Raw genomic sequence first — 13,302 nt, 5'->3', positions numbered from 1 at the left:
ATGTTGAAGCTGCTATAGAAGCGGCAGAGCTGGATTATATGACTATACAGCCCAGAAACAATGAAAAATCTGGGGAAAAGCACGAGAGGAACCCCCTTGACGATATACTATTTTCCGAGAAGCGCAGAATGGGACTTATCAAAGGTGCTGTCATTGGTGCGCAGGTGCTTGTTGACGGCGTGTTCGGTACTGGTTTCCACGGACAGCTCGACAAGGACATCATCGGCATATTCGGCATCGGTTCTGGTGCATATCGTATTGCGGTAGATGTTCCAAGTGGAGGAAACAGTGCGACGGGTACGGCTTCCGTAGGAATATTCAAGGCGGACGAGACTATCACATTTGGCTTCATAAAGTCTGGAATGTCGCAGTTCCCGCTGAAAAAGTATTGCGGCAAGGTAACTATTGCGGATATAGGCATACCTAAGAGCGCATTGGATATACTCGACGGTGAAAGGAAATATATCCGTATCGAGAGAAATTTCCTTGCCGCTTATCCTCCAAAGCGTGAAAGAGACGCTCATAAGGGTTGCTTTGGAACAGTCCTTATTTTAGCCGGAAGCTCATCTATGCGTGGCGCAGCTGCATTTGCGGCTCTTGGAGCCCTTCGCAGCGGAGCAGGGCTTGTTAGGTTAGCCTCAGTTGAGAAGTGCATAGACACGGTATCAGTGTTGGCTCCTGAGGCTACGTTCATTGAGCTGGACTGTGACGACCGCGGCTTCATGCTCTATGACAGCAGTCGTGAGCTACTTGCAGAGGCAATGGAAAAAGCCGATGCTGTAGTTGCTGGCTGTGGCATGGGAGTTACTACGGACACCATAGAGCTAATGAAGTATATAACCCAGAACGCAAAGTGTCCCGTTATTATTGACGCAGATGGAATAAATTGCATTGCAAAGGACATAAATATTCTAATGAAGAAGCAGACGGATATCATCATAACTCCCCATGCAGGGGAAATGGCGCGTCTGTTGAACTGCGGCACTGATATGATAGCCGAGAACAGGCTCATTGCGGCGGAAAAGTTTGCCGAGCAGTACGGTATAACCGTGGTGCTCAAGGGAGCAGGTACGGTAGTGGCTGACAGTCATTCTACCGCTGCAAATCATACTGGAAACGCAGGAATGAGCGTCGGCGGAAGCGGCGACGTACTTGCAGGAATGATAGGAGCTGCGGTCGCGCAGGGGTGCGGTATATTCGATGGAGCCTGCGCAGGAGTGTATATGCATGGACTTGCAGGCGATACGGCTGCAAAGAGGCTTGGTATGGAAGCTATGCTGCCGAGGGATATCATAAACAGCCTGCCCGAGGCATTCGGGATACTAAGAGAAAAGAAGAATAATTTGACCGTTTGACGTATCGGTCGGATGTGAAAATGGATTTTCGATACTTTGATTGGAGCTGGTATTATGAAAAGGATTTTTGCATTCGCTGCTGCGGCTGCTGCCGCTGTATGTCTCACAGCCTGCGCTGTTACCGGAGGCGGAAGCTCTTCACGCAGAAACGGTCTCGGATGCGCGTTCTCATCGGCAGTAAGCATCACTATCGATCGACTTGAAGCAGGTGGCGAGGTAAAGCGCTTCGGTGACGGGGTATGGGAGATAGAATTCTCCGAGCCCAATACTCTCAGCGGCGTAAAGCTCGAATTCAGTGAGGGAAATGTCATTGCCTCCTACAAGGGCCTGAGTTTTTCCGTGCCTCGTTCGGCGATACCCGTAAAGGCTATGATGCTTAACCTTATGAAGGCGGTGGACGACAATGCGACTGCGGCTGAACTGACGGGAGAGGAAAATGACGGCTTGCTTAGCATAAAGGGAAGCCTTGACGGCGGAGACTATGTACTTACAGTCGATGAAAACGGTATTCTCAGCACCTTCGAAATGCCGAACAATAAGCTGAAAATGCGCTTCACAGAGCTGAAAACTGCTGAAATAGCCCTTGAACAGGATACGCAGGCTTCAACGGAGGAGCTCTCAGCCGGAACAGCAGAGACTTTGGCTATACAATAAGAAAACGGACAGCAGGTACGATATTCTTACCGCTGTCCGTTGTTTTTTACTGGAAATAGTAATCAAGCAACAGGTTTACCATAAGGGAATAGGTGCGTATGCCTTCTTCTCTGCCGTTCATCTTGATATTAGTATCAATAAATGTGGTTGAAGCCTCGCTGACAGCCTCTGTGGGGATTATCTCCTTTTCGGAATTATCCTCCCAGTAGGTCTCGGGGAGAAATCTAAACCAGTCGTTTCGCACTTTTTGAGATATGCTGCTCGTCAGCTCCAAAGCGGGTCCGATATCGTTCCTGCACACTGCAATATCAACATATTCTAGAGCGTCGAGATAGCCAGAGTACTGAAACTCTATGTTATCGCTGCCGGTAGTGGCTATAAAGGACAGGAAATTCGCTTCGTCCTCCTGTATTATCCCTTTCAGGTGGGACAGCTCGTGGCAGACTGTGGATGGAAGGTTCGTCCGTACCATATCGTCGTTATAGTTTGCCTCAAGGGTGTAAGGGAGGTATATACCAGTGGTATCGGTCTGACTCATGAAGTATGAGAACTGTATCGGCTTAGCGTTGGGATAGTAGCCGTCAAGCTGGGAATATATGCTCCCTGCACGTTTCATTGCTGTTTTTGCTTCTGCCTGGAAATCGCAGGTGAGTACGAACTGGTCGTTTTCGTCGCGTGGCACTTGAACTGCCAACTCGTTGCATTTGTCTATAAGAATACCGTAGAGCTCGGTTATCTCTTCGTCGGTATGCTTGTGAGCGTCGGGAAAATACTTTTCAGCAAGGGGCGTACACTGATACATGATAAAGCAATTCATGGTCTCTGTTGTGACTATGTAGCAGAGTATCCACAGCGTGAGGGTGCCTGCGAAGGCAGCTGTTTTCAGGCGTTTGCCCCTCTTGAAAATAAGAAGTATCAGCAAAAGCGGCACTCCTATGATAACAAGTGCTATGGCTGCCACAGTCAGCATCTCTCCGAGGGAGAATGGTAGCAGTCCAGTCACAAATGAGACAGCCGACGATATGTACGGGAAGATTCTTGTTACGTAAAAATCCGCGAAGGGATGGCATAGTCGCGCCAATACGTTGAGAATTATCATTATTGCTATGACTGTCAGAGGAATGCTGTAACGCTTTTTCATACCGTTGCCCTCCTTGGAAATTATCTTTGCTTGTCATTGTTTAACGCTCTGCGGCGGTTACTGCATACACTAATTATACCATGAAAAGAAAGGCAAATCAATGTCTGTCTTAAAATGGGAAATATTGACTTCCTTTGTTCCGTAGAGATTTTGCATATCGTGACATTTCTTCGAATAGAATTTAATTATCAAATATCGGAGGTAAGACCATGCAGGACAAGACTGTGAAACAGAATCATAATATTATACTTGAGAACCGCAAAAGCTTGACTATTTCGGGCATTACAGATGTTGACAGCTTCGACGAAAAGGAGATAAGCCTGTATACTCAGTTGGGAGAGTTGACCGTGCAGGGGCGTGAGCTGCATATTGATGCAATGAGCGTTGAAACTGGAGATATGACGATAACAGGCGACGTCTGGGCTCTAATATATGGCGACAGGGACAAAAAGGGACCTATCTCCGCTCTAGGAAGGCTGTTTAGATGATAATACCTGATACTTATTTTACCCTCAGTGAGGAGGTGCGGCTCTTCGGGCTTTCCTGCCTTGGCGGAGCGGTTGTTGGAGTAGCTTTTGATGTTATCCGCGCTTTCAGGTTAATAGTTCGGCATAACGATATCCTTACAAGCGCGGAAGATATAGTCTTTCTTGGACTTTACGGGACGGCCCTGACTGCCTTCTCGGCTGCGGCTGCAAAGGGTGATCTGAGATTGTATTATGTTGTAGGGAATGTTCTTGGCTTTTCGGTTTACTATGTTACTGTTGGAAGAGTGGTCGTCAGGACTATAAGGAAGCTTTTTAGCGCTGCAGGGACGTTATTCAAGCTTGTTGTCCGACCATTGGAGCTGGTTTTTGCACCTTTGTGTAAAAAAGCAACTGTTAAATTTGTTAGAAATCACCGAATTATCGTTAAATTAATTAAAAATATACAAATAGTATTGCTAAACGGGCGGTATCTGTTGTATAATAAAATGGAAAATAAAAAGAGAAAGAACGTGAAAAACGTTGCCGAAAAAAATGAAACATGAGAAACATAATAAAAAAGGTCTGTTCAACAGCGGACTCGTAAAGCTCGCAGCGGTTGCAGCTATAATTGGTTGCGGCGTTCTTATTGCGTCTACACAGAAGGATTGCAGTGAAAAAGAGGAGCAGATGAAGCTGATACAGACTAAGATAAATGCTTATGAGACTGAAAATGCCGAGCTGCAGCGCGTTCTCGACAGTGATGATCTTCATGCCTATATGGAAAAGGTTGCACTTGAGGACAGACATTATGCCTATCCTGATGAGCGCAGGTTCTACGACACTACCAGGGATTAATAAGATCTGCGAAGACAGGTCTTTTATAAAGGAGTAAAAAATAAATATGCAGCTGGAAATTGGTAAGATCTACAATGGCAAGGTCAAGAGTATAACACAGTACGGCGCTTTCGTCGATATCGACGGGGGTGGTACCGGAATGGTACATATTTCCGAAATCGCAAATACATATGTCAGCGATATCCACGAGCATCTCTCTGAGGAACAGGATGTTAAGGTAAAGGTCATAGGCATAAACGAAGCCGGCAAGGTCAGCCTTTCGATAAAGAAGGCTTCAGAGAACGGTGACGTACAGCCTCGTCAGAAGCGCTTTGACAAGGGTCAGGGAAAGTTTGAGAGAAACGGCGAAAAGAGCTTCGATAAGGGCGACAAGGGTGAGCATTCCTTCGACAAAGGTGAAAGAAACAATGAACGCGCTCAGAAAAGCAAGCCTGTGGTTTGGGAACCAAAGAAAACTATCCCTCCGTCTGAAATGACTTTCGAGGATATGATGTCTCGTTTTAAGCAGACCAGCGAGGAGCGTATGTGCGACCTCAAGCGTAGTACCGACAGAAAAAACGGTACAAGAAGAAAATAGTTCCGGAGCCGTCCGAGTGACGGCTCTTTTTCATGCTTTAAAATTCGAGAAATATATTTACAATGCAGCCGAAAAGTGGTATACTTATACTATATAGTAGTTTTTTAGCGCTGTATAGATATGTAGCGCTGTGATCCATAGATGACAATGGAGATAAGATATGTTTGATATAAAAAATCCGACTATTACGGAAAAGCCAGACCATGCACACTATCCTGCGTGCAGGGGAAGACTGGAGGCAATAGAAAAAAATGGCTTCCGGTTATTCAAGTATACCCTTGTGGTAAGCTTTTGGCTGGCTGTCATTTCTTTCTTAGGTAATCCAGTGCAGGTGATAGGATGGATACCCATACTTGTGTGCGGAAGTTACGACTACCTGCCTCTGAGCGGATGCTGCATTCAAGTGATACTGTGCATAGGTCTTGCGTTGATGGCCCTGTTGGGCTGCGGGAAGCGCAAGGTACTGCATTTTGTTCTTCTGATGATATATGCGGCTATGTTTATAAGCTGTATTGTTTACAGATATACGGTATTCGATATCTTCACCTTTATCATAGGCGGTATGGGAGTAGTATTCGGGTACAATGCCTACGCTGATTACTTCGATTACAAGCAGCTCTCCGAGACTGAGGGATTCCCGATGTTCAGCCTTATACTTGTAGAGCATGAAGCGAGGAAAGAGGAGCAGAAAAAATTCGAGGAATGGTACGCTTCAAGACAGCACAGTAATTCAACAACAGATACGCAGTCTCCGGGACCGCAGGCAATACCATTGACAGGTATAAACAAAGCTCCTGTACAGCAGACGGTGAAAAATCCCAATCCTACAGAAGGGCTCGGAGATATGCCGGAGATAACCGTTAGGAGAAAGCTCAACAGTTCTGCGCCTGAGGACATATTCAAGCCGAGATCCGGCAAGGCTTCAAGGATAGCGGACAGTAAGCTCAAATTCAGATAAGGAGTATATATTATGTTTGCAAAGCGTATACCTTCCATATTCCTGTTCCTAGCCTTTGAGGAAGCCATCGAAATTGCAAAATTACATTCCTTTCTAGATTAATGACGCTGGAAATGCCCATAATAACCAGAAGACCATTCTGCATGCCTCATAATACTATCGCCTCCGCAGTTTTTGCGGGCGGCACCGTGCTTAAAAAATGGTCACATATTCCTGTACAATAATGTTTATCGGAACTATAAATCCATGTTTCTTTGGCTATAACTGACATTCCAAGCGTAGGTATACATGCCATAGATACAAGGTGACAGTCTCGGGCTCAGTGTAAGAGCTTACGACAAGATACTCAAGGTCGTAAAGACTATTATAGACGGCTCAGAGGTGATACGTAAGTCATATACGGCTGCGATTGCTCGGTTCAGGAGTTAATTGTACGCTTTTCTAAATTCTTAATTCTTAGCTTTGCTGCACTTTTAAAAGACAAGATATATAAAGAAACTAAGGAGAGACAATGAAATCTGCATTCAAAAAGCTACCTTCTGGCAAGCACAGCATCGATGCAGGACTGCTCTTTGCAGTCACGCTCTGCGCTTCCATAAGCACACTGCTCATATATTCAATAACATACAACAAGGTGCTTGAGACCGTGGGCTCTAGCTACTGGAAAACACAGGCGTTTTCTATGGTGGGAGGACTTATCGCAGCCATAGTGATATCCTTCATAGACTACCGAAAGCTAGTAAAGCTTTGGGTGGTATTCGTGCCTGTGACTCTCGGAATGACTGCCCTTACCTTTACAGGTCTTGGCTACAGGCGAGAGGGGGCCGACGATCAGGCGTGGCTTAATCTCGGATTTATACAGTTTCAACCTTCAGAGATATTGAAGCTGGCGTTCATACTTACCTTCGCCTACCACCTTTCCCGTGACGAGGAGGAAATGAACAAGCCACTGCATATTCTGCTCATAGTCATACACGGCATGATACCTATCGGCATAGTTGGCTTACAGGGCGACTACGGAACGGCTATAGTATTTGCAGGCATCTTTGCCTTCATGATATGCTCCGCAAAGATATCATGGAAGTACATCGCGGCTGCTCCCTTTGTTATTGCAGCTGGACTTGCGGGAATGTGGTTCTTTGCGTTGAGCGAATTCCACAAAAAGCGTATACTGATACTATTTCATCCCGGTACAGACCCTGAGTATATTGAGTATCAACAGGATCTGGGACTTGCAGCCCTGAAGTCGGGAGGAGTTTTCGGAAAGGGACTTTTCGGCAAGCCAGATGACTATATAACTGTTCCAGAGATACACAATGACTTCATATTCACTTATGCAGGTCAGGTATTTGGTTTTATCGGCACAGTGGGCATAATCATAGTTCTTACCTATATCTGCCTGAAAATATTCGGCGACAGCAGGGTATGTCGCGACCACCTCGGAAAGTTTATATGCATGGGCGCCTTCGGACTGATCTTTACACATTGCGTCATGAATATAGGTATGGTTCTGAAAGTTGCTCCTGTTATCGGAGTACCCCTGCCATTCGTTAGCGCCGGCGGTACGGCTCTGATGAGTATGTACGCTATGATAGGTCTTGTACTGAGTACCTACAGTCACCGCGCTGTGAACTATAATGTATTCTATGATGAAGAAGACGATGATTAAAAAATGTTCATGCATAAGTGAGATAAGTATATCTAAGATCTATATGAAATCATCGGTATGGAACTTTCTGAAGAAAGTTATCTATGACTGAGGCACGCTTCCCTGTAAATGCGTGACATTTCCCTGTGCTACAGGAAGGCACCCCGTGCTTCTTTCCAAATACTTTTATCTGATTTTACAACCTGATAGAGGCGACCTGTATACTTACAGGTCTTTTTTATTACTTAAGCGACATAATTAAAGTAAAATAAAAAAGAAGTTTTGGAGTTTAAGGTTTAAGGAATTTAAGGAATAACTTTTTCAAAAGTTTTTTTCTCAACAGATAGTTAAATATTTATTATAAATACCGCATATAGCAGGAGCATATTAAATAATTTTTATGTACCTTTTTCAAGATTATAGTTGACAAATGACCATATATGGAGTAAAATATAAGTAACCACTGGAGAGATGAGCTGCATGGGAGTTAGTAAGTTTCTCTCTCCAGAAAAATAAAGCTCAGACGTAGATTGCACTGCACGCCTGATTATGAGAGGAGAGGTTCAAATTGAAAAAAAGTATCTTTACCGTTATGACTGCGGCAATGTTTGCAGCGGCAAATATGTCGGCACTTCCTGCCGATTGCTCAGAGAATGAAGGAATTAACCGTCCAAAGGTAGATCCTGTGGAGTCCTTGACCCTCACGGATTCTGACTGGAACAAGGAAAAGGATGACGACGGGGAGAATTTAGGGACTGTTACTTCGGCTAATATGACTTACCTTACTACCACAAGCACACAGACACTTTACGGTGCTCCGTGGGTACCCGGTACTACCACATTTACAACTTCCGATTACCATGAGATGACTGCTACGACTACTCAGACCCTTTATGGTCCGCCTTGGGTATTCGGTTCAACAACGACTACAGTAAGCGATCCTGACGAGGATATAGATTCTAGAATGAAGGGCGACGTCAACGGAGATCTCATTGTTGATACTTTTGACGCAATAGCACTTAGAAGAGCTATTCTCTTCGACGAATATAAGGACAAGAGGGCAAAGCTCCTCAGCGATATCAATTCTGACGGAAAAGTAGACGTTTCAGACCTTGTGCTCCTGCAGAGGTTCCTTCTCGGAGCTATCAAGGACTTCAGCGAGTACGACAGTGGAAGCATACTGTCCGAAAAGACTACCCTCAAGGAGAAGGACGATACCACAACGACAACAACATTTACTACTGCTTATGATCCGAGAGGCGATGTAGTCATATCGCTCTATGGTGTAAAGCCGTCTATCGAAAGGACAAAAGAGGCTATTGATGAGGCTCTGGAGGAGATAGAAGAGGCAGGTGCGATACTGGAGGAATTAGAGCGCGAGGAAGAGGAAGACTGATATGCTCGATATCAATATGAAACGCACTCATCTCGAGCAGATGAGGGATTACCGTAGCACTCTTATGAAAAAACCTCAGCTACGCAATCTTTTCCTTGAGCTTACCCTACGTTGCAACGAGAGATGTCTGCATTGCGGAAGCAAATGTGGAGAGGTACCCTCCGATGAACTGACAGTGGAGCAGTACCGCACTTTTCTGACGCAGCTTAAGGAGGATATGTCCACAAAAGGCAAAATGCTCGATATCACTGGCGGAGAGCCCCTTCTCAGAAAGGATTTTTTCGATATTCTCGGAGCAGCAAACGAGCTTGGCTTCCAGTGGGGAATGACCTCCAACGGCACACTCATAGACGACCATATCGCCCGTGAGCTGAAAAAAGTTGGAATGAAGACTATTTCTATAAGCATCGACGGCCTTGAAGAGACACATGACGCTTTCAGAAGAACTCCCGGCGGTTATAAAAAAGCAATGGAGGGCATCGAGAGCCTTATCCGCATCGGCGGCTTCGAGCACGTTCAGGTCACGACAGTCGTTACTCATAAGAGTATAGGCGAGCTTGACGAGCTTTTCAGTATATTTAACGAAATGGATATCGACTCATGGAGAGTTGTAAATATGGAGCCTATGGGACGTGCCAAAACCTTTCCAGAGCTACTTCTCACAGATGACGATTACAGAACCCTGTTTGAATTTATAAGGAGCAAGAGGATATCGGGCGAGCCGGTGGCTTATGGTTGCAGCCATTACCTTGGCATGGAGTACGAGCGCGAGGTGAGGGATTGGTACTATCTGTGTACCGCAGGTCTTTACACTGCAAGTATAAGCACTAACGGCGATATAGTTGCCTGTCTCGATATCGAACGCCGTCCGGAGTTCGTACAGGGCAATATCCTTCGCGACAGATTCAGCGAGGTGTGGGAGAATAAGTTCCAGATATTCAGACGAGATCTCTCTGACGATAATGCTGTCTGTCAGAAGTGTGACCAGAAGGAGTTCTGTCACGGTGATTCTTTTCATAGCTGGGACTTTGATAAAAATGAGCCGCAACTCTGCTTCAAGGATATCCTGTTCTGATAAAAACAATGAATTACACTTAAATTTGATAATAACAACAGCCATAAAGAAGTTTTTTTGATGCTTCTTTATGGCTGATTTGCTTTTTATCGGTTTATGTCAGACTCTCGACGGTAAGTCCGAGACCTTCCATAGCTGCTTCACTGCCCATTACGCATATATTTCCGAAGCTGCGGAGCTTTTCCGCCGCCTCTTTCAGTTGATTTGCAGTTACGCTGAGCATACGCTTCCTTTCAGCGGCCCTTTCTTCATAGCTTATGCCTCTGAACCACAGACCGTCCGCGTGGCGGCTCTTGTTGCCGTCTGACATGAGAGGTTCGTCCTTGGCTATGCTACTGATGATATACTGCGTTATATCGGGGGATCCGCTGCAGTAGCTGTTAATGAAGTCCGCAGACCTGCGGTATGTATCTAAGGTCGCGGCAGGGGAGGGGTCGCGGTATGAGTAGAAGGACTGCTCTCCCTTTGCGTCCATGAAAGCGCCTGTGCCGTAGGCTCCGCCCTTTACTCTGACCTCGTTCCAGAGGTATTCGAGGGAAAGTGCCCGGAAGAGAACGCTGCGTACAGCCTTGTCTGCCGAGTCGTCGGGGAAAACCATAGCCGAGTAGGATACGCCGGAGGGGATAATGATTCCCTGTTTTTCGGGTATGTCAAGAGTGAAGCTCATTTCCTCGCTTGCCGGCTTTTCACCGGTGGGGAGAGCTTTCAGAAGGGGCTCTATTGAGACATTGCCTGTGCTCGTTACGCTTGCGCAGAGACGGGAGGTGCAGAAGATACGGCTGAGTGACTTTATGGTTTCTGTCAGCTTTTCCGGAGCCTTTACTGCTTCGTGGAGACGCTTGTATGCCTCATAGCCCGAAACAAGCTCGGAAACGGCAGCTTCTGCGGAGAGCGCTGCACGGACGCGGCTCATTGAGCAGGTGTGACCGTTTGCGATGATCGACTGCTTGAAATTCTCGTCCGACTGCATGAGAAGCTCGCGAACGGTGTCCGTATCGTCAAAGCTTGTTTCTGTGAGTATCTCGGAAATAAGGTCGAGAGCTTCGGTTGTATTTCTGTCGAGAAAACGAGTGGTCAGCATAAAGTAGGGGGAGCATTTATCCTTAACGCCATTACGCGAGAATACGCTTACAGTGAAGTAGATCTCGCCGAGAGTACCTGTTATCCTGCGCTGGAGTTCGGCGGCGGAGCTCCTTTTGGTCGGCAGTTCTCCGTAAAGTTTTGTCGCTGCGGCAGCGGCAGACAGCTCATCTTCGGAGAGGTCTGCAAGGGAGAAATAGAGATTAAGTGCGGTTATGCCCGTATCTGAGGCAGGGTGGCGGAGAATAGTAACGCCGGATACCTTTTCCTCAGATGTTTCGTAAGCGATTGGCTTTTCGTCTACTTCTGAAATGGCAAGGTGGGGCATGGTGGCAATATGTTCTGGAGTATCCACGGACTGTTGCCATTCGTCGAGCTGTCTGTTCTGCTCGATAATAACGGAACGCTCTTCACAGGCAAGATTGCCGACTACCTCAGCTATGCGCTTTTCTTCGGCTTTTTTCAGTTCCTCGCCGTAGGTGCGAGATGGCAAGAGGTACAGCTCTGCACGGTTGTCATCGTCAAGGAGCCATTCTCTAAGAAGATTCTCAAAGTAGCCAGTATCAGTTCTTTTACGGAGAGAATTGTATACCTCTCCCAATTCGAGGTAGGAGAGAGGATCACCGCCATAGAGCCATGCAGAAAGTGCGGAAATATTCCTTGTGAGACCTCGCGGCTCTCCGCCTGCACGAAAACGGAACTCATGGCGGTCTATAGCAGCTTTAAGGAGCTTGCGGTCGATGCCGTTTTCACAGAGCTCAGTAACTGCGGCACGGATAGCCTCTTTCAGCTTGTCGCAGTTCTCTTCGTCGGTGTTGTTTATACAGAGGCAGCCGAAGGGCTGGAATATGCCGTCGCTGACATCGAGTGAAACGTCAAGGCAGAGTCCCGTATTAAGGACGGCGCGTTTCAGGGGAGCGTCGTTTGAACCTGTAAGAGCTTCGCCGAGGATGGCGGCTGCCGTTATTCTTTCGCGTTCTTCGTAGCCTCCGAGTATCTTGCCTGATAGGTAGTAGGTATGAGCAGCTTCATCCTCGTCTGCGGATATCTCGTAGTAAGCCTTCTTGACGGAGGAAGGTATGGGCTTCTGGACGGGTATCTCACTTTTTACCTCGCGCCTTTCGAAGCGGCTGAGGTATTCGCCGTCGATTAGTTCAAGCACTGCGTCTATATCGACTGGACCGTCAAGGTATATATAGGAGTTTGACGGGTGGTAGTAAGTCTTGTGACCGTCTATGAAATGCTGATATGTAAGGTCGGTTATAGCTTCGGGAAGTCCTCCGGACTCGAAACGGTAGCAACTGTCCGGATAGAGGGCGTTCATCATCTCCGATTCCATACGGCTGTACACTGATGACATAGCACCCTTCATCTCATTGAAGACTACGCCCTTGTATACTGGAGTATCAGATTCGCTACGCATTTCTATGTGCCAGCCCTCCTGATAGAAGATGTTGGGATTGTAGTATATGGCAGGATCAAACACAGCATCGAGATAGACCCTAGTAAGATTCATGAAGTCCGTATCGTTTCTGCTGGAAACGGGAAATACAGTCTTGTCGGGATATGTCATTGCGTTCAGGAATGTGTTCATAGTTCCCTTCATGAGCTCAAGGAACGGCTCCTTCACTGGGTATTTCTTTGAGCCTCCGAGTACAGAGTGCTCAAGTATGTGGAATATTCCCGTATCGTCCGAGGGCGGCGTCCTAAAAGCTATTGAGAAGAGCTTGTTCTCACCATCGTTTTTCAGCCATATCAGTCTTGCTCCCGTCTTTTCATGGCTCATCTCGATTAATTTCGAGCCGCAGTCCGGGGCAGGAGCTATACGTGTTACCCTAAATCCGTGCATAGTATCGTTTATATTCATACAGTACCTCCTGAGTATATTCATAGTATGATTATACCATTTTTGCCACACTTATGCAAGAGAGGTTTCGTCAGTACAACATTTGTCTGTCTGCTGTGCGGCAGATTACCGTGTTGCTGTTTTTGATCCGCGCCAGTTTATAAAAAACAGCAACTTTTTTTCAGCGAATATTGCTATTTACCGCATGATGTGATATAATAGAAACTGAACTTTAAACACCTTACGAAAG

The 13,302-nt window shown here is 46.4% G+C and carries 12 protein-coding genes; 10 read left to right on the top strand and 2 right to left on the bottom strand.

Going from position 1 to position 13,302, the window contains the following annotated elements:
- Both J6U00_RS00935 and J6U00_RS00930 read left to right on the top strand, forming a co-directional pair.
- Positions 1-1,355, top strand: a 1,355-nt coding sequence (locus J6U00_RS00935) for an NAD(P)H-hydrate dehydratase (RefSeq protein ID WP_296577685.1), incomplete at its 5' end; no start/stop codon positions are given.
- A 54-nt stretch (positions 1,356-1,409) separates the two neighbouring features.
- On the top strand, positions 1,410-2,009 hold the full coding sequence (locus J6U00_RS00930) for a hypothetical protein (RefSeq protein WP_296577683.1): 600 nt from the start codon (positions 1,410-1,412) through the stop codon (positions 2,007-2,009).
- Between the two features lie 46 nt (positions 2,010-2,055).
- Here the strand turns inward: J6U00_RS00930 and J6U00_RS00925 are convergent, their stop codons facing one another.
- Positions 2,056-3,150: a DUF3810 domain-containing protein gene (locus J6U00_RS00925; RefSeq protein ID WP_296577681.1), complete on the bottom strand. Its 1,095-nt coding sequence runs from the start codon at positions 3,148-3,150 to the stop codon at positions 2,056-2,058.
- 209 nt (positions 3,151-3,359) lie between these two features.
- Between J6U00_RS00925 and yabP the strand changes: the two genes are divergently transcribed.
- The 8 genes from yabP to J6U00_RS00885 all read left to right on the top strand — a co-directional run bounded on the left by yabP (position 3,360) and on the right by J6U00_RS00885 (position 10,126).
- Positions 3,360-3,638: a sporulation protein YabP gene (gene yabP / locus J6U00_RS00920; protein WP_296577679.1), complete on the top strand. Its 279-nt coding sequence runs from the start codon at positions 3,360-3,362 to the stop codon at positions 3,636-3,638.
- The gene (gene yabQ / locus J6U00_RS00915; RefSeq protein ID WP_296577677.1) at positions 3,635-4,180 is read left to right on the top strand and encodes a spore cortex biosynthesis protein YabQ; all 546 of its coding nucleotides are present in this window, start codon (positions 3,635-3,637) and stop codon (positions 4,178-4,180) included. Before yabP ends, yabQ begins: the two co-directional genes overlap by 4 nt.
- A complete protein-coding gene (locus J6U00_RS00910) occupies positions 4,170-4,472 on the top strand; it encodes a hypothetical protein (RefSeq protein WP_296577675.1) in 303 nt (100 codons plus the stop codon). The genes yabQ and J6U00_RS00910 overlap by 11 nt, the downstream gene beginning before the upstream one ends.
- 46 nt (positions 4,473-4,518) lie before the next feature.
- Positions 4,519-5,049: a S1 RNA-binding domain-containing protein gene (locus J6U00_RS00905; RefSeq protein ID WP_296577673.1), complete on the top strand. Its 531-nt coding sequence runs from the start codon at positions 4,519-4,521 to the stop codon at positions 5,047-5,049.
- A 160-nt stretch (positions 5,050-5,209) separates the two neighbouring features.
- Positions 5,210-6,007, top strand: coding sequence for a hypothetical protein (locus tag J6U00_RS00900; protein ID WP_296577671.1), 798 nt, complete (start codon positions 5,210-5,212; stop codon positions 6,005-6,007).
- A gap of 511 nt (positions 6,008-6,518) precedes the next feature.
- Positions 6,519-7,676, top strand: a complete 1,158-nt coding sequence (locus tag J6U00_RS00895; protein WP_296577670.1) for an FtsW/RodA/SpoVE family cell cycle protein — start codon at positions 6,519-6,521, stop codon at positions 7,674-7,676.
- Between the two features lie 547 nt (positions 7,677-8,223).
- Entirely contained in the window at positions 8,224-9,051 is an 828-nt protein-coding gene (locus J6U00_RS00890) for a dockerin type I repeat-containing protein (protein WP_296577668.1), read from the top strand.
- Position 9,052: 1 nt separating this feature from the next.
- Positions 9,053-10,126, top strand: a complete 1,074-nt coding sequence (locus J6U00_RS00885) for a radical SAM protein (RefSeq protein ID WP_296577666.1) — start codon at positions 9,053-9,055, stop codon at positions 10,124-10,126.
- 94 nt (positions 10,127-10,220) lie between these two features.
- Here the strand turns inward: J6U00_RS00885 and J6U00_RS00880 are convergent, their stop codons facing one another.
- Positions 10,221-13,073, bottom strand: a complete 2,853-nt coding sequence (locus J6U00_RS00880; protein WP_296577664.1) for an insulinase family protein — start codon at positions 13,071-13,073, stop codon at positions 10,221-10,223.
- Positions 13,074-13,302: the final 229 nt, after the last annotated feature.

Origin of the sequence: Ruminococcus sp., assembly GCF_017650195.1 — a bacterium.
GTDB lineage: Bacteria > Bacillota > Clostridia > Oscillospirales > Ruminococcaceae > Ruminococcus.
This window is presented reverse-complemented; position numbering and strand designations above follow the sequence as displayed.

Bases quoted from the DNA above. Each gene is read 5' to 3' on its own strand.
- J6U00_RS00925 (WP_296577681.1), bottom strand. From the start codon at position 3,150: ATGAAAAAGCGTTACAGCATTCCTCTGACAGTCATAGCAATAATGATA.
- J6U00_RS00910 (WP_296577675.1), top strand. From the start codon at position 4,170: ATGAAACATGAGAAACATAATAAAAAAGGTCTGTTCAACAGCGGACTC.
- J6U00_RS00895 (WP_296577670.1), top strand. From the start codon at position 6,519: ATGAAATCTGCATTCAAAAAGCTACCTTCTGGCAAGCACAGCATCGAT.
- J6U00_RS00900 (WP_296577671.1), top strand. From the start codon at position 5,210: ATGTTTGATATAAAAAATCCGACTATTACGGAAAAGCCAGACCATGCA.
- yabP (WP_296577679.1), top strand. From the start codon at position 3,360: ATGCAGGACAAGACTGTGAAACAGAATCATAATATTATACTTGAGAAC.
- J6U00_RS00930 (WP_296577683.1), top strand. From the start codon at position 1,410: ATGAAAAGGATTTTTGCATTCGCTGCTGCGGCTGCTGCCGCTGTATGT.
- J6U00_RS00880 (WP_296577664.1), bottom strand. From the start codon at position 13,073: ATGAATATAAACGATACTATGCACGGATTTAGGGTAACACGTATAGCT.
- J6U00_RS00905 (WP_296577673.1), top strand. From the start codon at position 4,519: ATGCAGCTGGAAATTGGTAAGATCTACAATGGCAAGGTCAAGAGTATA.
- yabQ (WP_296577677.1), top strand. From the start codon at position 3,635: ATGATAATACCTGATACTTATTTTACCCTCAGTGAGGAGGTGCGGCTC.
- J6U00_RS00885 (WP_296577666.1), top strand. From the start codon at position 9,053: ATGCTCGATATCAATATGAAACGCACTCATCTCGAGCAGATGAGGGAT.